The sequence below is a fragment of the Verminephrobacter eiseniae EF01-2 genome (assembly GCF_000015565.1).
Taxonomy (GTDB): domain Bacteria; phylum Pseudomonadota; class Gammaproteobacteria; order Burkholderiales; family Burkholderiaceae_C; genus Acidovorax; species Acidovorax eiseniae.
Genome location: NC_008786.1, coordinates 1 through 18685, shown reverse-complemented (window position 1 = coordinate 18685; position 18685 = coordinate 1). Strand labels below are relative to the sequence as shown.

The window sequence follows — 18685 nt, the reverse complement described above, 5'->3', positions numbered from 1 at the left end:
GCAGCCTGCGGCGCGTGCTGCCGGCCATTGCCTCGGGTTCCTGAAGGGCGTCAGATCACCAGCGGATCCACATCGACCAGCCAGCGCAGCAAGCCCTTGTGCTGCGGCTGGCTGCGCGTGGCTTGCAGCACCGGCTGCCAGGCGCTCAGAAAGCGCTGCAATGCGGCGCGGGCGGGGCTTTCCAGCAGCATCTGGGCGCGCTCGACATTTGCCACGCGCTGTATCGCCAGCGGCACCGGGGGATAGAGCGTCACCTGCTCGCGTCCCGGCAGGCCGGCGGCCTGCGCCGCAGCCGTGGCGGCCGTCAAAAAGCCCTGCGCCAGTTGCTGCGTGCGGGCGTCGGCGCGCACCAGGGCCTGGTAGGCGAAGGGGGGCATCGCGGCGGCTGCGCGCTCCTGGAGCTGTTGCTCGGCAAAGGCCGGGTAGTCGTGCCGGCGCAGGGCCTCGAACACGGCGTGCCGGGGGTGAAAGCTCTGCACCCACATTTCGCACGGCGTTCCTTGCCGCGCCATGTAGGCGGCGTCGCGCCCGGCGCGGCCTGCGGCTTGCATCAGCAGCGCAAACAGCCGCTCGGGCGCGCGAAAGTCGCTGGAGAACAGGGCCCCGTCGGGCTGCACGGCGGCCACCAGCGTGATGCGCCGAAAGTCATGCCCCTTGGCGATCATCTGCGTGCCGACCAGCACATCGACCTGGCCGGAATGCACCTGCGCCAGTTGGCTTGCCAGCGCGCCCTTGGCCCGGGTGGTGTCGGCGTCGATGCGGGCGATGCGCGCCGGCGTGCGGTCGGGCCGCAGCACGTCGGACAGCAGCGCGCCCAGTTGCTCTTCCAACTGCTCGGTGCCCCGGCCCAACGGCAGGATGTCGGGGCTGCCGCAGCCGGGGCAATGCCGCGGCACGCGCAGGGTGCTGCCGCAGTGGTGGCAGCGCAGGCTGCGGTCGGCTTTGTGGAACACCTGGTGCGCGCTGCAATGGGGGCAGTCGCTTTTCCAGCCGCAGTCGACACAGTGCAGCACCGGGGCGTAGCCACGGCGGTTGAGCAAGATCATGCTTTGCTCGCCGCGCGCCACGCGCTCGGTGATCGCGGCCAGCAGCGGGGCGCTGAACAGGGCGCGCCGGGGCTGCTGGCCCATGTCCACGCGCCGCACGCGGGGCAGCGCGCCGGCGCCGATGCGGCTGGGCATGTGCAGCCGCAGATAGCGCCCGCCGGCGGGGTTTTCGGGGCTCGGCGGGCGGCTGGCGTGCCAGCTCTCCAGCGATGGCGTGGCCGAGCCGAGCAGCACCTTGGCGTTTTGCTCGCGCCCGCGCCAGATGGCCAGGTCGCGTGCCGAATAGCGCGCGCCTTCTTGCTGCTTGTAGCTCGGGTCATGCTCCTCATCGACGACGATGAACGCCAGGCCGGGCAGGCTGGCAAAGACCGCCATGCGCGTGCCCAGCACGATGCGCGCCCTGCCGCTGTGCGCGGCCAGCCAACTGGCCAGGCGCTGCGGCCCGGTCATGCCGCTGTGCAGCGAGACCACGGCCGCAGCGCCAAAGAGCGGGGCAAAGCGGCGGGTCAGGCGCTCTTCGAGCTGGGCGGTGAGGTTGATCTCGGGCACCAGCACCAGCGCTTGCGCGGCGGCGTTGGCTTGCAGCGCTTCTTGCACGCAGCGCAGGTAGACCTCGGTCTTGCCGCTGCCGGTGCTGCCGAACAGCAAAAACGGGCCTGGCTCCGCCGCAATGCGGGCGATGGCGCTTTCCTGCTCTGCGCTCACGGTGAGGGTTTCCGTGGCGGGCATGGCCTCGTCGGTGGCGCCGGGCGCCTGCGCCGGGCGGCGCAGGCGGCGCGCCAACTGTTCCGGGCTGAGCGTGCGCAACTGCGGCGGCAGCGCGGCCAGGGCCACCTCGCCCAGCGCGCGCTGGTAGTAGCGCGCGGCAAAAGCCACCAGGCGGCGCCAGGGGGCATCCAGTGGGGCCAGACCTTCCAGCACCCCGGCAATCGGGCGCAGGGTCATGCCCTCGGGCAGCGCGTGCCGCTGCCCGGGCGGCGCATCGATCCCCTCGGGGGCATCCCAGACCACCCCCAGCACCTCGCGCCGGCCCAGCGGCACGCGCACCAGCGTGCCTGCGGGCAGGGGGCGCTCGCAGGCGTAGCTCAGCAGGCCGCCGGCGTCGCTATGCAACGGGGTGTGCAGCGGGGTGTGCAGTGCCACATGGACGCGGCAGGCGGCGGGCGGGGGGGCAGACAAGGGGCGGGCAGGATGACGATGGGCAACGAAGGGCGCTGCCGGGCAGCAGCGGGCATTGTCGCCGCTGGCCGGGCCTCGGATCTCGGGCCTCGGGCCTGAGGGCGGCGTGGCGCCGGGGCGTCCTGGCACGGGCACGGCGGCCTTGCCGCTGATGGGCAGGGCCGCGCCAGCGGGCAGCCGGCGGCGGTATTGCCGGCGCTTCGGGCGTGCCTCCCTGGCCGGGGCCGCGCTGGCGCCATTGCCCGGCGCTCAGCCCTGGCGCTGCGCCCGCGAGTAGCTGTGCACGGCCTCGACCAGTGCTGCCACATGCGCCGGCGGCGTGAACTGGCTGATGCCGTGGCCCAGGTTGAAGATATGCGTAGGCCCGGTGGTGCTGCGGTCGGTGTGGGGCGGGCCAAAGCTGTCGAGCACCTGCTGCACCTGCTGCACGATGCGCGCCGGCGGGGCCAGCAGCACATGGGGGTCGATGTTGCCCTGCAACGCCTTGCCCGGGCCGCCCACGGCGCCGCCGACCAAGGCCCGCGCGCTGGCCAGGTTGGCCGTCCAGTCCAGGCCCAGCACCTGGCAGTCCAGCGACTGCATGTCTTGCAGCCACGGCGCGCCGCCCTTGGTGAAGACGATGCGCGGCACATCGCTGCCATCCACCCCGGTGCGCTGCAATTGCGCCAGCACGCGGGCGGTGTAGGCCAGGCTGAATGCCTGAAAGGCGCCGTCGGCGAGCACGCCGCCCCAACTGTCGAAGACCATCACGGCCTGGGCGCCGGCGTCGATCTGGGCGTTCAGATAGGCCGCCACCGTGTCGGCGTTGATGGCCAGGATGCGGTGCATCAGGTCGGGGCGGGAATACATCAGGCCCTTGACCAGCCGGTAGTCGTCGCTGCCCCGGCCTTCGACCATGTAGCAGGCCAGCGTCCAGGGGCTGCCGGAAAAACCGATCAGCGGCACGCGCCCGTTCAGCGCCCGGCGGATGCTGGCCACGGCATCGAACACGTAGCGCAGCCGGGCCATGTCGGGCACGGCCAGCGCGGCCACGGTGGCCTCGTCGCGCACCACCTTGGCCAGGCGCGGGCCTTCGCCCTCGGCAAACGACAGGCCCAGGCCCATCGCGTCCGGCACGGTAAGGATGTCGCTGAACAGGATGGCCGCGTCCAGCGGGAAGCGCTCCAGCGGTTGCAGCGTCACCTCGGTGGCGTAGTCCACGCTGGTCGCCAGGCCCATGAAGCTGCCGGCCCGCGCCCGGCTGGCCTGGTATTCGGGCAGGTAGCGGCCCGCCTGGCGCATCAGCCACAGGGGGGTGTAGTCGGTGGCCTGGCGGCGGCAGGCGCGCAGGAAACTGTCGTTGGCGAGGGGGGCAAAGGGCATCCGCCGATTGTCGCAGGGCCGGCGGCCAGGCCCCTGTCCATGCGGCGCTTGCGCGGCGCGCGCGCGTCCCTTGCGCGGTTTGTGCGGCTCGTGCGGCGCACTCAGCGTTCGGCGATGTAGTGCGACATGCGGGCGCTCTGGCCCGGGGCCAGGAAGGCGCGCACCCCGGTCTCCAGCACCTGGTCGGCCATCGTGGCGCGGGCGCGCTGGTGCAGGTAGTCGGCCCAGGATTCGACGATGAACCGCTCCACGTAGCGCGAAGGCTCGCCCAAGTCTTTGTACACGCGCCAGAAGGTCGCGCCATCGCGCCGGCGCGGGGCCTTCATCTGGCTGATGGCGTCGAGAAAGGCGGCGTCGCTGCCCGGCACGATGCGGTAGCCAATCTCCACGGCCACCGGGCCGGCCTCGGGCAGGGGTTCGGCCTCGATGAACAGTTCATCCCAGGGCGTGGCCTGCGTGACCTCGTGCAGCGCGCCCATGCGCAGCGGCATCGGGCCGGCCAGCGGCAGGCCGGCCAGCATGCAGGCGGCGGCCAGGCACAGAGTGGGCGTCGGGCCCATGAGTTCAGACGATGCGCCCCAGAACGCCGAGCCCAGCGCGAACGCCCCCAGCGCGGCCACCATGTGCATGGCCACGGCGCGCGAGCGCACCCACTGCGGCGCGCTGGCCTGCGTGGCGGTGTTGAAGGTGGACATGGCCGACATCCACGCGGCGCCGGCCAGCAGCATCCACAGATAGACCAGCCAGGCGCGCTGCGTGAGCGCGGTCACCAGCATGGCTGCGGCAAACACCCCGCCAGCGCTGCCGACGATCCACTCCAGCCCGAAGCGGGCGCGCAGCCGCCCCAGCATCAGGCCCACCGCCACGGCGCCGATGCCCAGGCAGCCCATCAGCAGCCCGAAGCCCTGCGCGCCGGCACCGAGCTGGCGCTGCGCAATCACCGGCAGCAGCGCCCACAGCGCCGAGCCGGCGGCGCTGAACGCCATCACGCGCACCAGTTGCGCCAGGATGATGCGCGAATGCCAGGCAAAGCGCAGGCCGCTGAGCGTGCCGCCCCACAGGCGCTCGGCGGGCAGCTTGGAAGGGGCATGCGCCCGTGGCGGCCAGCGGCGGATCGAGTCCCACATCACCAGCGTGGTGCCCACCGTGACCGCAAACACCCAGCCCGCCCCCAACTGCGCAAACACCAGACCGGCCAGCGTCGGACCCACGGCCCGCGCAACGTTGTAGGCAATGCTGACGGCGGTGATGGCCTGCGGCCATTCGTCGCGCGGCACGGGGTCGATGACCGAGGAGTTCCAGGCCGGGGTGAGCACGGCGGTGCAGCAGCCACAGACGAACACCAGCAAGAGCACGGACGCCGGACCGATCCAGCCGGCCAGCGTCAGCAAGGCGAGCAGCGCGCAGGCGCCGGTCTGCGCCAGCAGCGCGCCCGAGATCAGGCGCTTGCGGTCGGTGGTGTCGGCCAGCACGCCCGCCGGCAGCGCCAGCAAAAACATCGGCATGAACACCGCCGTCTGCACCAGCGCCGCCAGCAATGCGGAGCCTGTGAGCTCGACCACCAGCCACGCCGCCGCCATGGCCTGCATGCCGCTGCCGATAAAAAAAACCCCGCCGCCAATCCACAGCCCCCGGAACACGGGCTGGCGCAGGGGGCTCCACAAAGAGGTCGATGGCGTGGACATGCAGGCAGTGCGGGTGAGGGCCAAAGGTCTGGACGGGCGCTGCAGCGCGCCCCGGGCGCGCGCACCAGGCACCCCCCGTGCGCGATCGATGCGACCGTGCTGGCGTGCTGCGCGGCGGCTATTGTTGCATTCCGTTCGGCGGACGATCAGCCCGGGACGGGTTCGAGACGGGTTCGGGATGTGTTGCGGCGCTACCATGGCCCTGTCGCTGGCGGCCCGGGGGACGGCGAAGGGACGGCGAAGGATGGCGAAGGGATGGCAAAGATGGCGCTGGGGAATTTGCGTGTGCTGCTCGACGGCTTGGCGGCCGGGCCGGCCTGTCTGGTGACGGTGGCCTCGACCCGGGGCTCGGCGCCGCGCGAGCCTGGGGCCTGGATGGCGGTGTTTGCCGATCGGCTGGTGGGCAGCATTGGCGGGGGACATCTGGAGTGGCAGGCGATCACCGAGGCGCGCCGCCGTCTGGCGCATGGGGCTGACGCCGGACCGATGCGTTGTGCGCTCGGCCCGTCCTTGGGGCAATGCTGCGGCGGCGTGGTGCATCTGGGCTTCGAGCGCCTGAGCGCTGTCGATGCCCCCGGGCTGGCCCGGCGCCTGGCCCCGCGCTTGCAGCCCGTGGCGCTGTTTGGCGCCGGGCATGTCGGGCAGGCGCTGGCGCGGGTGCTGGCGCCTTTGCCGTTCGCGCTGACCTGGATCGACAGCCGCGACGGCATCTTTGCGCCAGACCCGCCGCCAGGCGCGGTCTGCGAGCATTCCGAGCCGGTGCAAGGGGCCGTGCCCGCGCTGGCCGCCGGCTCCCGCGTGCTGATCATGAGCTTTTGCCATGCCGAAGATCTGGAACTGGTGGCCGCCTGCCTGCGCCGCCAGTGCGCGCAGCAGGATTTGCGCTTCATCGGGCTGATTGGCAGCCAGCCCAAGTGGGCGGCGTTTTCCAGGCGCCTGCGCGGGCGCGGTTTCAGCCCGCAGGAGTTGGCGCAGGTCACCTGCCCCATCGGCATCCCCGGCATTGCCGGCAAGCAGCCCGAAGTCATCGCCGTGGCCGTGGCGGCGCAGTTGCTGCAAACCTTGTGAGCCACGGCGGCGCGGCGCCGCGACAGGGCTACGGCGCGCCTTTGGCCGCGCTCAGCGAGACTTCGCGCGCGATGACGGCAAGCATCGATGGAATCAGGTTTTCCGGGTCGTCGGCATAGACGGCGTGCAGTTTCAGGGCCGGAAACTGCGGCGTGATCGACAGGCGCTCCAGCGCCCCGGTGGCAATCGCCGCAGCCGCCACCGGCAGCGGCAACAAAGCCACCCCCACGCCGTCGCAAGCGAGCCGCGACACGGCAGACAGGGAGTTCGAGTTCGAGATCACCGGCGGCGGCACGCCAAGCTCCTCGAACTGCCGCAGCAGCCAGACATGCTGCACGCTGTTGCGCGAAAAACTCAGCACCGGATGCGCCCGCAACTCCTGCAGCCGCAAAGGCTGGCCACCCAGGCCGAAAGACGGCGCGGCGACCCACAGGCATTCCATGCTGCAAAGGTCGATGTTCTTGAGCCCGGTGCGCAGGACGGGGCCCATCAGCAGCGCCAGATCGAGCCGCCGCTCGCAGATGTCCCGGGCGATTCCCAGCGAGGTGTCGACGTTCAGGTCCAGGCCCAGCGCCGGAAAGCGCGCCTTGACCTGCTCGATGAATTGGGGCAGCCAGGCGTGGACGATGGAGTCGATCGTGCCGATCGAGATCGTGGCGCGCAACTGCAACGGGCTGCTGATCGCCACTTTGAAGCTGGTCGCCGTCCTGAGCAGTTCCTCGGCCGGTTGCAGCGCCCGCTGCCCGACCGTCGACAGCCTTACGCCGCCCGGCATGCGCTCGAAAAGCTCGCACCCCATCTCGGCTTCGAGGCTGGCGATCCGGTTCGACACGGCGGCCTGCGTCGCGTTGAGCCTTTCGGCCGCCGCCCGGAAACTGCCCAGCCGCGCAACCCAGACGAAAGTCTCGACGAAGCGCAGGTTCATCTTCGCGCCTCAGGGCCGGCTATCGGGTGATGGGGCTGCGGGCTTGCGGGCCGCCGGATCGGAACCCGTTTGTTGAGCAAGGCATAAGACGCGAAAGTGCCATCCATCATATGAATCAACGACTTAGCTGCCCGCGGTAGGCATAAGGTGCGAAATTTGCAGGCGTAAGCTGCGAAATCGCTACCCGGGCACAGGGACCCTTCAGGAACTGAGAAGAGTCACGTGCCGGTACATATCGGTGGCGCACTGGAACTTCACACTCGCGCCGCCTATGAAGGTAGGCTATTTATACCTCCAAATGGGCACTATTTGCAGGCAGTTATTCCGACGGCCCAAGTTCTCGCCCGAAAGAATCTGGGCCGATACGGCGTGGTCACCTCAGGCTTGGTGTCAGACAAGCCTCGGTGCGATGGAGTAGCCCATCGCGCTGTAGCCCCGCAGCCTTTTCTCCCACATGCGGTGGAGCGCCGGGTGACCCGTATCGACGAAATCCAGAATGCGGACATCGGTTTTTGCGCTGTGTTCCCGGTGCAGCCGGCCGGCGTACTGCTGCAACGTTCCCCTCCATGACACCGGCATGGCCAAAGCCAGTGTGTCCAGCGCTGGGTGGTCAAAACCTTCCCCGACCAGTTTCCCTGATGCGAGCAGAATCCTGGCAGCAGTCGGCGGCAATTGGTCCAGTTCGGCCGTGGTCGCCATGCGCTCCTTTCGCGACATGCGACCGTGCAGGATGAAGATGCGAGGCGCAATCTTCCGAAAGGCGTCAGCAAGGGTGGCAATGTGATCTGTGCGTTCTGTCAGGACCAGAATCTTGCGCCCCTGGCCGTAGCACTCAAGGACCGCATCAACAATCTCCCGCGTTCGGCGCACGTCATTCACGAGGCTGGTGAAGATGTCCTGAATTCCCGCGTCACCTGGAACCTCAAGAGACCCTGCCACGCGAATCGGATGGAACTCCATCCGTTGTGGCGCGCTGTCCGGCCTCTGGGCCGTGTGCCGGATCGGCCCGCACTGCATGAAGATGATGGGGTGCTGGCCATCGCGACGCACGGGGGTCGCGGTGAGGCCGAGGACGTACTTCGCCTTGGCCCGTCGCAGCAGCAAGTCAAACGATACGGCTCCGATGTGATGGCACTCGTCGACGATGACCTGGCCATAGTTGTCGAGCAGCGCGCTGAGTTCTTCGTTCCTTGCCAGAGACTGCATCACCGCGATGTCGATTTTCCCGGTGGGCTTGGACTTGCCACCACCAATCCGGCCAATCACGTTCTTGTCGGCGGCAAGGAAACTCTGCAGCCGTTCTTGCCACTGCGTCAGCAGTTCCGTGCGATGGACCAGAACCAGGGTGTTCACGCCGCGCCTGGCAATCACCGCCGCGGCCGTGACGGTCTTGCCGAAGGCGGTCGGTGCGCAGAGGACGCCGGTGTCGTGCTGCAGTGTCGCCCCCACCGCGACCTCCTGGTCGTCGCGCAGCGTGCCAGCGAAGCGCACGTCGATCTGCGCGCCCTGGAAGCGCTCGTCCTGGACAACGGCACGGATGCCGTTGGCGGCCAGCAAGGAGACCGCGTCGTCCAGGCAACCGCGCGGCAATGCGATGTGGTTGGGGTAGTTCTCTGCGCACCCGATGACGCGCGGTTTGTCCCAGACCGCGAAGCGCATGGCTTGTGCCTTGTAGAACTCCGGGTTCTGGAAGGCCGCCAAGCGAATGAGACGGTTGGCCAATGCCTGAGGGAGCCCCTCTTTCGGGAAGTAGACCAGGTTGGCGAGCGTCAGGTGGAGACTCTCGGGCAGAGGCCCGGAAATCTTCTTGCTGGTTCGCAGTGGCGTGAGCCACGGCGTCTGGTGGTCCTCGTCTTCGATGAAGGTCACGTCCAGTGGGTGCGAACCTCCTGTCGCCTGCAGGATTGTGGGCTCGATGTCTTCGACAGGCATGCGGCGCACGGATGCCAGAAAGCCCCATTGATCCGGATAAGGAAGAAACTCGTCATCGACAAATACGCTGCGGCCAGCGTCGCGCGGCTTTTTCTGGAGCGGTAGCGCAATCAGATTGCCGAAGCCCCCTTTTGGCATCGTGTCCTGGTTGGGGAGCAGCCGGTCGTAGGAGCTCAGCTTCAACTGCCGGGTCCGCGCACAGACATGGCTGATGAGGGCGGTCCCGAGGCGACGGGCATCACGCGCGTCGACCTTCTGCGAAAAGAAGAGCCAGACGTGGGCCCCATCGCCCGAACGGGAAATCTCCAGCGCAGCAGGAACCCCAAGCGTCCGGCAGGACTCGACGAATGCCAGGGCGTCCTCGCGCCACTCCTGCTCGTCGAAGTCGACCGCCAAGAAGTGGCAGGTGTTGTCGTGGAGAAGTGGGTAGATTCCGACCGTGTGCTCGCCTGCCAGGTGATCGTAGATCACCGGGTCCGTGATGGACGCGAGGGACCGATGCTCGCAATCGGCGCATTTGATCCTGGGCTTGTGGCAGATGCCCGCCGCCCACTCGTTCAGGCACGCCGGCGCGTAGCCTGATTTGCCCGTTGTCTTGCTCTCCCAGCGGACAGGATAGACGTCAGTCCGTCCTCGGAAGAGACCGCGAAACAGGCGGACCTTTTCGTCCGTAGACAGCTTGGCGAACGGAGGGGGTGGAGCGCGATCTACCGGAGGTTGAGGCGTGCGCCATTTGACGCCATTGGCCTCCAAGTACTGGCACACCTCTCTGCCACCTCCAATTTCTGGTTCCTTCCGGGTCACGCACCATGTACGGCGCTCGAAGCGCGCTTTCAGCGCCCAGGCATCGGCCAAGGCATGGTGCCGCTGCAGTCCGCGCAGCTCGTCCGTGACCGACCATCGTCGGTGACCAGACGATCCACGTCGTGCTTCAGCCCGAGACATGCAGGGCCCGCATGAAGGTGCCCCGGCATGGCAATTGCTTCTCTTTGATGCAGCAAAACGCAGTCGAATGCTTCATCTTTGGGAAGCGATCAATCGTCATACGCTTCTCTATCAGGAAGCTAAAAGTGACGTATGATTCACTATAGGCTATCATGTTGTTTGAAAAAATCAGCCTATAGGCTAGCGATGTCGCCTGAACTAAATCAACTCAGACTCGAGCAACTGCAAGCCACCCTGTCCAGTTACGCGGACTTGGTGAAGCGGCAGACCCCGCCACGGGGCTGGTTGAAGCTCATCCGGGAGGCCCTGGGGCGCACGGAACGCCAGCAGGCCCAGCGGCTGGGCATTTCCGGGCCAACGCTGCACAAGTCAGAACAGTCCGAAGCGGACGACCGTATCACGCTCGGGCAGTTACGAAAGCTCGCCGACGGGCTGGACTGCGAACTGGTCTACGCCCTGGTTCCCCGCCGGCCGCTCACGGAGGTGGTCCAGGAACGCGCCCGCACCATCGCCGTAGAAGAGGTCGGGAGTGTGGCCCATACCATGGGGCTCGAAGACCAGCGCCCGGGCGCCGACCGGCTTCGCAAGCAGGTGGAACGCAGGACCGAAGAACTGCTGCGTGGCCGGTGGTCGGACCTATGGCGATAGACCTCGATGAGCAGGATGGCCAGACCCCGCTGGACCCCGACGAGAAGGCCGGGCTCATCCCTGAGCACCTGGTCACCAAGGGCGACCTGAACGACTGGGAGCAGGAGAACATCCTGCGTGCCGTGCGCTGGCTGAAGCGGGCGCGTGCGCCGGACGTGCTCAGCGAAGGATTCTGCCGAGAGTTGCATAAGCAGATGTTCGGCAAGACTTGGTCATGGGCGGGCACGTTTCGCAAGTCGGACAAGAACATCGGCTGTGACTGGACGCAGGTGGCGGTGCGGCTCAAGAACCTATTCGACAACACGCGTTGGTGGGCCGAAAATGCCACGTTCCCGCCTGATGAAATCGGCGCACGCTTTCATCGCGACCTGGTCTGGATTCATCCGTTTCCCAACGGGAATGGGCGGCATGCCCGCATGATGGCCGACGCGCTGGTGCGTAGTCTGGGCGAACCGGCGTTCTCCTGGGGCAGTGGCGGCAATCTGGTTGCAGCCAATGAGGCCCGGGCCCGGTATCTGGCCGCCCTGCGGGCTGCGGACCAGGGCGACTATCAACTGCTGCTGGCGTTCGTCCGGAGTTGAACTGGCCCTGCCACTCTGTTTGGGTGGGGCATTGTCAGCGGCTGAGGTCTTCGATACCGCAACGGAGCTTGCCATTCCCGCCCCCCAGGTCACACGCCATGTACGGCCTCGAAGCGCGCCTTCGACGCCCAGGCATCGGCAAGATGCGTGGTGCCTCCGCAGTCCACGCAGCTTATCAGTGGCCGACCAACTGGCCACTGCAGCCTCCTTACCGAGAGGATCGTCGAGCAGGTAGCCCACATGGACCGGCACGAGCCGCGTCAGGACAGACCCATACGAATTCGCAAGTAGCCGCTCAAGCAGCGAGAAATCCATCGAGTAGTCGTAGGCCACTTTGAGAGCGTCGCCATCCCGGAATGCCAGCCAGCGGGCGGCGGCCTGCGCCATTCCGTCGAGGGTGTGCCGCGCGCCGGGCACGCGCCCGAACTGGGGCAGCACCGCTTGTTGAAGGAAGCGGTTGCGCCGGTGCCCCCTGAGAACGGAAGCGACCCCGTCTTCGTCCAGCTCCGCGTAGAACTCGCAGGAATCTCCGACGATGCCAATGCTCAGGAGTTCGCCATCGTCTGCAGCACAGCGGAATTCGGTGTCGAGGAATAGCATTTCTGGTGGTTGTAGAAGGAACAGCGCCGGCCGTGGCACCCTTGCGGATTTGCTCGATGAGCGGCACCAGGGGCTGTAGGTCCAGCGGCGCCTTGGCTGCGAACGGCGCCAAGGCAGCCTGCAGCGCCTCGTTGAAGTCGCCGTCCGTGTCTTACCGCTATTGTTGGCACCGACCAAGATAGTGGTCTTCTTGTCGATCTTGACTTGGGTTTGAGCCAGGCGCCGGAACCGGCTGAGCTCGATGCAGGCCAAGCGGACGTTGGGTGTTGGAGAGGGATTCTGAGGCTGTGCGCTCATCGACGTTCCTTGACAAGATCGAATCCGTTGAAGTGGGGCGCTGAGATAGCGCGTCGGGCCAAGTCTGTTGGCAGTGCTTGGCTCGCCGTACAAGGGCGGCAGTTGCATCGGTCGGTGCGTGAATGAGCAGCGTCGAGCGTGCAGCCGCTGCGGGCTGCCATGCCAACTGGGGAAATACTCCGGTTGGCACCTGTTCAGTCAGCTTGTGACGGTGAGCGCCATCTCGCAGGTTGCGGACGAAGTGCACTAGCGCCGTCGGCGAAACGAACCCAGGAGAGGTGCTTGGCCGGAGGGCTGAGTAGCGCCCCAGTACGGTGACGCTGTGAATCGCGAGTTTTCGAACTTCCGCTTCAACGGCTTCGCGTACGACCATTCCTCAAGCCTCGCGCGCGACATGTGCCACTCTGGGCGCACCTATCAATGAGAAGAGATCATAGTTTTCGCGTCTTATGGGCCTCAATTTCGCGTCTTATGCCTAGCTCTACACCGTTCAAACGTCGATGTTCCCCGCCCTGAGCGCATTCATCTCGATGAAGTCCCGCCGTGGCTCGACCTCATCGCCCATCAGCATCGTGAACACGCGATCGGCCTCGATGGCGTCGTCGATCTGCACGCGCAGCAGGCGGCGCACGCTCGGGTCCATCGTCGTTTCCCATAGCTGCTCGGGGTTCATTTCGCCCAGGCCCTTGTAGCGCTGGCGGGTGGTGGTGCGCTCGGCTTCGCTGATGAGCCATTTCATGGCCTGGCGGAAGTCGCTGATTTTTTCTTCCTTTTGCTTTTCCGCCTCGCCGCGCATGGCCTTGGCGTTTGCGCCGAGCAGGCCGCGGAAGGTTTCGGCGGCTTCGGCCAGGGCGGCATAGTCGGCGCCGTGCACGAAGTCTTGCGTGATCGCGCTGCTCTTGATGTTGCCGTGGTGGCGGCGGCTGATGCGCAGCAGGGGCTTGTCGGTGCGGGCGTCGAACTCGCCCGTCACTTCGGCCGGGGCGCCGGTGGTGTGCAGCTCGCGCAGCTTGGCTTGCAGCGCCACGGCGCTGGCCTGGGCATCGGCCAGGCTGCCCAGCCGCAGGCGCACGCCGTCGGCCATTGCGCGCAGCGCTTCTGCGTCCATGAAGTGGCTCAGGCGGGCGATCACGCTTTCGGCGCTCTGGTGCTTGCGCGCCAGTTCGGTCAGGGTCGCGCCGCTCAGCACGGCCTGGTCGGCGTTGCCGGTGAGCACGCTGGCCTGGTTCAGCGCAATGCGCAGCAGGAAGTTGTCCAGCGCCGGGTCGTCCTTCAGGTACAACTCCTCTTTGCCGGCTTTGACCTTGTACAGCGGCGGCTGGGCGATGTAGATGTGGCCGCGCTCGACCAGTTCGGGCATTTGCCGGTAAAAGAAGGTCAGCAGCAGGGTGCGGATATGGGCGCCGTCGACGTCGGCGTCGGTCATGATGATGATGCGGTGGTAGCGCAGCTTGGCGGCGTCGAAGTCGTCGCCGCCGGCGCTGCCGCCGGCCTTGCCGATGCCGGTGCCCAGGGCGGTGATCAGCGTCAGGATGGCGTCGCTGGTCAGCAGCTTTTCGTAGCGGGCTTTTTCCACGTTCAGGATCTTGCCGCGCAGCGGCAAGATGGCCTGGAATTTGCGGTCGCGCCCCTGCTTGGCAGAGCCGCCGGCCGAGTCGCCCTCGACGATGTAGATCTCGCACAGCGCGGGGTCTTTTTCCTGGCAGTCGGCCAGCTTGCCGGGCAGGCCCAGGCCGTCGAGCGCGCCCTTGCGGCGCGTCATTTCACGGGCCTTGCGGGCGGCTTCGCGGGCGCGGGCGGCGTCCACGATCTTGCTGCAGATGATCTTCGCGTCGGCGGGCTTTTCCTGCAGGTAGTCGGCCAGCAGCTTGCCCACGATGTCTTCCACCGGGGCGCGCACTTCGCTCGATACCAGTTTGTCCTTGGTCTGGCTGCTGAACTTGGGCTCGGGCAGTTTCACGCTCAGCACGCAGCACAGCCCTTCGCGCATGTCGTCGCCGGTGACTTCGACCTTGGCCTTCTTGGCCATTTCGGTTTCTTCGATGTACTTGTTGATGACGCGGGTCATCGCCGCGCGCAGGCCGGTCAGGTGGGTGCCGCCGTCGCGCTGGGGGATGTTGTTGGTAAAGCACAGCACCTGCTCGGCGTAGGCGCTGTTCCACTGCATGGCCACTTCCACGCCGATATGCGTGCCGGGGATGCCGCCATAGGTCTCGGCCGGGCGCTCGCCGGTGGCGTAAAACGAGTTCGGGTGCAGGGCGGTCTTGCCCTTGTTGATGAATTCGACGAAACCGCGCACGCCGCCGGCGCCCGAGAAGTCGTCTTCCTTGCCGCTGCGCTCGTCTTTCAGGCGGATGCGCACGCCATTGTTCAAAAAGGACAGCTCGCGCAGCCGCTTGGCCAGAATTTCGTAGTGGAAGTCGCGGTTTTCTTTGAAGATTTCGGCGTCGGGCAGAAAGTGCACTTCGGTGCCGCGTTTTTCGGTCGCGCCGGCGAGCTTCATCGGCGAGACGGCGACGCCGTCCACGGTGTCGAGCAGGCGGTCTTGCACGAAGCCGCGCGCAAATTCGAGCTGGTGCACCCGGCCTTCGCGGCGCACCGTCAGGCGCAGCCATTTGCTCAGCGCGTTCACGCAGCTCACGCCCACGCCGTGCAGGCCGCCCGATACCTTGTAGCTGTTTTGGTTGAACTTGCCGCCCGCGTGCAGTTCGGTCAGCGCGATTTCGGCCGCGCTGCGCCTGGGCTCGTGCTTGTCGTCGAACTTCACGCCGGTGGGAATGCCGCGACCGTTGTCGGTCACGCTGATCGAGTTGTCGGTGTGGATGGTCACCACGATGTCGTCGCAGTGGCCGGCCAGGGCTTCGTCGATCGAGTTGTCCACCACCTCGAACACCAGGTGGTGCAGTCCGGTGCCGTCGCTGGTGTCGCCGATGTACATGCCGGGGCGCTTGCGCACCGCCTCCAGACCTTCCAGGATGGTGATGGCGCCTGCGTCGTAGCTTTCGCTGGCGCCCGCCTGCCGGGTGTCGATCTTTGGCAGGGCAGGCCCACCAGTGCCGCCGGGTGCGGGCTCGGGCAGGGGGTTGTCAGCGGTCATGTGGTGGGGCCTCGGGATCCGTGGAAAGCGCGCTTTTCACTGTGTTCGATGAGATTCGGGCTGGCTGCGGGTGGCTCATTGCACAGCTACCGGCGGCCATGTCCATGGTGGGTGGCGCCGGCTGGTTGCCGGCAGCCAGGGTGTCGGCGGGACGGCGCACGACTAGATGCGCATCGGCATCACGACATACTTGAAGTTGTCGTTGGCGGGGATGGTCAGCAAGGCCGAACTGTTGCCGTCGGCGAACGCCAACTGCACCATGTCCTGCTCCATGTTGGCCAGTGCGTCGATGAGGTAGGTCACGTTGAAGCCGATCTCGATGTTGTCGCCGGCGTAGTCGACATCGAGCTCGTCGACGGCCTCCTCCTGTTCGGCGTTGCTCGATGCCACGCGCAGCGCGCCGGGCTCCAGGTTCAGGCGCACGCCCTTGAACTTGTCGCTGGTCATGATGGCCGTGCGTTGCAGGCTGGTCAGCAAGGCCGCGCGGCCCAGCGTGACGCAGTTGTGGTGGTTCTTCGGGATCACGCGGTTGTAGTCCGGGAACTTGCCCTCGACCAGTTTGGTGACGAACTCCATGCCGCCAAAGGTGAATTTGGCCTGGTTGCTGGCAAACTGCATCTCGATGTGGGGCCGGTTGTCGCCGTCCGCGTCGCTGAGCAGGCGTTGCAGTTCGAGCACGGTCTTGCGCGGCAGGATGACTTCCTGCTTGGGCACTTGCACGTCGAGCGTGGCGCAGGCGAAAGCCAGGCGGTGGCCGTCGGTGGCGATCAGCGACAGTGTTTGGCCCTCGGCCACGAACAAGATGCCGTTGAGGTAGTAGCGGATGTCCTGCACGGCCATCGTGAACGAGACCTGGCCCAGCAGGCTCTTCAGGGTCTTTTGCGGAACGCTGAACACCGGGCCGAACGCGGCCGATTCCTGCACCAGCGGGAAGTCCTGGCCCGGCAGGCTGTGCAGCGTAAAGCGGCTCTTGCCGGCCTTGAGGATGAGCCTGGACTGGTCCGACTCCAGGCTCACCGTCTGCTCGCCCGGCATGGTGCGCAAGATGTCGATGAGCTTGCGCACGCTCATGGTGGTCATGCATTCGCCGGTGTCGCCGCCAAGCTCGGCCGTGGTGCGGATCTGGATTTCCAGATCGCTGGTCGTCAGTTGCAAGGCATTGCCGGTCTTGCGGATCAGCACATTGGCCAGGATCGGCAGCGTATGGCGGCGCTCAACGATGCCGGCCACGGATTGCAAAGCCGCGAGAACCTTGTCTTGTGTCGCTTTCAGGACAATCATGTCATCAACCTCTGGAGTTTTTCGGGACGCTGCGCGACCCGCCATTTTGCCTTGTTGCGCGGCGCTCTTTTCCGGGCCGCTGCCGGCCGGTGTTTTCAACCTTTGAGCGTTTGTTCGAGCACATGCAGTTGCTGGTTCAGTTCGGTCAGTTGCTGGCGCTCGGCGGCAATCTTGCGGACGGCGTGCAAAACGGTGGTGTGGTCGCGCCCGCCAAATGATTCGCCGATTTCGGGAAGGCTCTTTTGCGTCAGTTCCTTGGTCAGGTACATCGCAATCTGGCGCGGGCGGGCAATGCTGGCCGGGCGCTTTTTGCTGTACATGTCGGCGACCTTGATCTTGTAGTAGTCGGCCACGGTCTTTTGGATGTTCTCCACGGAGATCTGCCGGTTCTGGATCGACAGCAGATCGCGCAGCGCCTCGCGCGCCAGTTGGATGGAGATTTCCTTCTGGTTGAAGCGCGAGTAGGCGAGGATCTTGCGCAGCGCGCCTTCGAGCTCGCGCACGTTCGAGCGCACGTTCTTGGCCACGAAGAAGGCCACTTCCTCGGGCATTTCCGTGCTTTCTGCCTGCGCCTTGTTGATCAGGATGGCCACGCGCATTTCCAGCTCGGGCGGCTCGATGGCCACCGTCAGGCCGGAATCGAAGCGCGACACCAGCCGCTCGTGGATGTTGCTCAGCCCCTTGGGATAGGTGTCGCTGGTCATCACCAGGTGCGATTTCTTGGTCAGCAGGGCCTCGAACGCATTGAAGAACTCTTCTTGCGTGCGGTCTTTGTTGGCGAAGAACTGCACATCATCGATCAGCAGCAGATCGAGCGAGTGGTAGCGCTCCTTGAACTCGTCGAACGTGCGCCGCTGGTAGGACCTGACCACATCCGAGACAAACTGCTCGGCGTGGACGTAGAGCACCTTGGCCTGCGGGCGGCTGGCCAACAGGCGGTTGCCCACGGCGTGCACCAGGTGCGTCTTGCCCAGGCCCACGCCGCCGTAGACGAACAAGGGGTTGTACAGATGCCCCGGCATGCCGGCCACATGCATGCCGGCCGAGCGCGCCATGCGGTTGGCCGAGCCTTCGACCAGCGTCTCGAACGTCAGCGCGGCGTTGAGCCGGTGGCGCAACGCCTGCGGCGCCTCGTCGCGGCCGGCGCTGGCCGATTCGGCGCCCGGCGCGCCGGGCGGCCCGGATGCAGAGGGCCGAGGAGTGTGCGCCGTGCGGGCCACCGATTCACGCGGCACCAGCGCCAACTCCAGGGCCATCGGCTGCCCATACAAATCTCCGAGCAGCGCCGTGATTTGGCTGGCGTACTGGGCGCGGATCCAGTCGAGCTTGAAGCGGTTGCCCACCAGCAGGGTGATCTTGGAGAAGTCCTGCGCCACTTGGGCGACCAAGGGCTTGATCCAGGTGTTGAATTGCGCTTCGGGCAGGTCCCGCGCCAGTTGCTCTGCGCAGGCCTGCCACAGACCCTGTCCGGCGCTGCGTTCGTCGGCGGCATTTGCACCGGGCCAATGCAGAGGCGGGGGCGGGCTGTGGGTGAATTCCTCGGTCATTGCAGGGGGCTCGTCGTTGTGGATAAGGGCCGTGGCGCCGGGCGCCGGATTGTAATCTTGTCAAGAAGTTATCCCCAATTTCGGGACGGCCGGCATCCGGGGTGGATGGGGGTGAGCGAGGGTCGATCAGAGCAAGAAACGCCGCAAAAGGAAAGCAGGAATTGCATTGTCAGCCGCCGGCAAGCCTGCAATAATCGCCGGTTTTCCTGCCCTGCGTCAGGGTGATACGACTGACCGGCAGTGACAGACGGTGGCAGGGCGGTGACAGGGCGGCAGGGCCTGCCATGGTGGCTGCCTTGCAGGGCCTTGGACGACGGCGATATGCAAAAGCCATGCGCGTGCAAGCGTGCGAAAGCGTGCAAAAGCGTGCGCCGCCCCCGGCGCGCTGCCACTGCCGGCCCGGCAGCGCAGGCAGCGCGTCGGGCGCCATGGAAGTGAAGCCCCATCGAAGCCCGTCAGGCCCGATGGCCATCCGGAACCGGACTATCTTTT

At 66.6% G+C, this 18685-nt stretch carries 11 protein-coding genes; 3 read left to right on the top strand and 8 right to left on the bottom strand.

The window, feature by feature from the left end:
• Positions 1-50 precede the first annotated feature (50 nt).
• The 3 genes from priA to VEIS_RS00050 all read right to left on the bottom strand — a co-directional run bounded on the left by priA (position 51) and on the right by VEIS_RS00050 (position 5272).
• On the bottom strand, positions 51-2225 hold the full coding sequence (priA, locus tag VEIS_RS00060; RefSeq protein WP_049773764.1) for a replication restart helicase PriA: 2175 nt from the start codon (positions 2223-2225) through the stop codon (positions 51-53).
• 249 nt (positions 2226-2474) lie between these two features.
• Complete coding sequence (gene hemE, locus VEIS_RS00055; RefSeq protein ID WP_011807822.1) at positions 2475-3587, bottom strand: uroporphyrinogen decarboxylase; 1113 nt, start codon at positions 3585-3587, stop codon at positions 2475-2477.
• A 101-nt stretch (positions 3588-3688) separates the two neighbouring features.
• On the bottom strand, positions 3689-5272 hold the full coding sequence (locus tag VEIS_RS00050) for an MFS transporter (RefSeq protein WP_011807821.1): 1584 nt from the start codon (positions 5270-5272) through the stop codon (positions 3689-3691).
• Positions 5273-5527: 255 nt separating this feature from the next.
• Between VEIS_RS00050 and xdhC the strand changes: the two genes are divergently transcribed.
• Positions 5528-6340 carry a xanthine dehydrogenase accessory protein XdhC gene (gene xdhC / locus VEIS_RS00045; RefSeq protein WP_408644185.1) on the top strand — a complete coding sequence of 271 codons (813 nt, stop codon included), beginning with the start codon at positions 5528-5530 and terminating at the stop codon, positions 6338-6340.
• A gap of 28 nt (positions 6341-6368) precedes the next feature.
• Here the strand turns inward: xdhC and VEIS_RS00040 are convergent, their stop codons facing one another.
• Together VEIS_RS00040 and VEIS_RS00035 are read right to left on the bottom strand one after the other, a co-directional pair.
• Positions 6369-7265, bottom strand: coding sequence for a LysR family transcriptional regulator (locus VEIS_RS00040; protein ID WP_011807819.1), 897 nt, complete (start codon positions 7263-7265; stop codon positions 6369-6371).
• 390 nt (positions 7266-7655) lie between these two features.
• Complete coding sequence (locus VEIS_RS00035; RefSeq protein WP_232287800.1) at positions 7656-10052, bottom strand: TOTE conflict system archaeo-eukaryotic primase domain-containing protein; 2397 nt, start codon at positions 10050-10052, stop codon at positions 7656-7658.
• A 276-nt stretch (positions 10053-10328) separates the two neighbouring features.
• Here VEIS_RS00035 and VEIS_RS00030 point away from each other — a divergent pair, with 276 nt between their 5' ends.
• Both VEIS_RS00030 and VEIS_RS00025 read left to right on the top strand, forming a co-directional pair.
• Positions 10329-10790: a mobile mystery protein A gene (locus VEIS_RS00030; RefSeq protein ID WP_041949682.1), complete on the top strand. Its 462-nt coding sequence runs from the start codon at positions 10329-10331 to the stop codon at positions 10788-10790.
• Entirely contained in the window at positions 10781-11371 is a 591-nt protein-coding gene (locus tag VEIS_RS00025; protein WP_011807816.1) for a mobile mystery protein B, read from the top strand. The genes VEIS_RS00030 and VEIS_RS00025 overlap by 10 nt, the downstream gene beginning before the upstream one ends.
• A gap of 1387 nt (positions 11372-12758) precedes the next feature.
• On the opposite strand, the gene gyrB is transcribed toward VEIS_RS00025, so the two are convergent.
• The 3 genes from gyrB to dnaA all read right to left on the bottom strand — a co-directional run bounded on the left by gyrB (position 12759) and on the right by dnaA (position 18193).
• Complete coding sequence (gene gyrB, locus VEIS_RS00015; RefSeq protein WP_011807815.1) at positions 12759-15365, bottom strand: DNA topoisomerase (ATP-hydrolyzing) subunit B; 2607 nt, start codon at positions 15363-15365, stop codon at positions 12759-12761.
• 162 nt (positions 15366-15527) lie between these two features.
• Entirely contained in the window at positions 15528-16646 is a 1119-nt protein-coding gene (dnaN, locus tag VEIS_RS00010) for a DNA polymerase III subunit beta (protein WP_011807814.1), read from the bottom strand.
• A 95-nt stretch (positions 16647-16741) separates the two neighbouring features.
• Positions 16742-18193, bottom strand: a complete 1452-nt coding sequence (dnaA, locus tag VEIS_RS00005) for a chromosomal replication initiator protein DnaA (RefSeq protein WP_011807813.1) — start codon at positions 18191-18193, stop codon at positions 16742-16744.
• Between the last annotated feature and the right edge of the window lie 492 nt (positions 18194-18685).

Bases quoted from the DNA above. Each gene is read 5' to 3' on its own strand.
- hemE (WP_011807822.1), bottom strand. From the start codon at position 3,587: ATGCCCTTTGCCCCCCTCGCCAACGACAGTTTCCTGCGCGCCTGCCGC.
- VEIS_RS00050 (WP_011807821.1), bottom strand. From the start codon at position 5,272: ATGTCCACGCCATCGACCTCTTTGTGGAGCCCCCTGCGCCAGCCCGTG.
- xdhC (WP_408644185.1), top strand. From the start codon at position 5,528: ATGGCAAAGATGGCGCTGGGGAATTTGCGTGTGCTGCTCGACGGCTTG.
- VEIS_RS00040 (WP_011807819.1), bottom strand. From the start codon at position 7,265: ATGAACCTGCGCTTCGTCGAGACTTTCGTCTGGGTTGCGCGGCTGGGC.
- VEIS_RS00030 (WP_041949682.1), top strand. From the start codon at position 10,329: ATGTCGCCTGAACTAAATCAACTCAGACTCGAGCAACTGCAAGCCACC.
- VEIS_RS00025 (WP_011807816.1), top strand. From the start codon at position 10,781: ATGGCGATAGACCTCGATGAGCAGGATGGCCAGACCCCGCTGGACCCC.
- gyrB (WP_011807815.1), bottom strand. From the start codon at position 15,365: ATGACCGCTGACAACCCCCTGCCCGAGCCCGCACCCGGCGGCACTGGT.
- dnaN (WP_011807814.1), bottom strand. From the start codon at position 16,646: ATGATTGTCCTGAAAGCGACACAAGACAAGGTTCTCGCGGCTTTGCAA.
- dnaA (WP_011807813.1), bottom strand. From the start codon at position 18,193: ATGACCGAGGAATTCACCCACAGCCCGCCCCCGCCTCTGCATTGGCCC.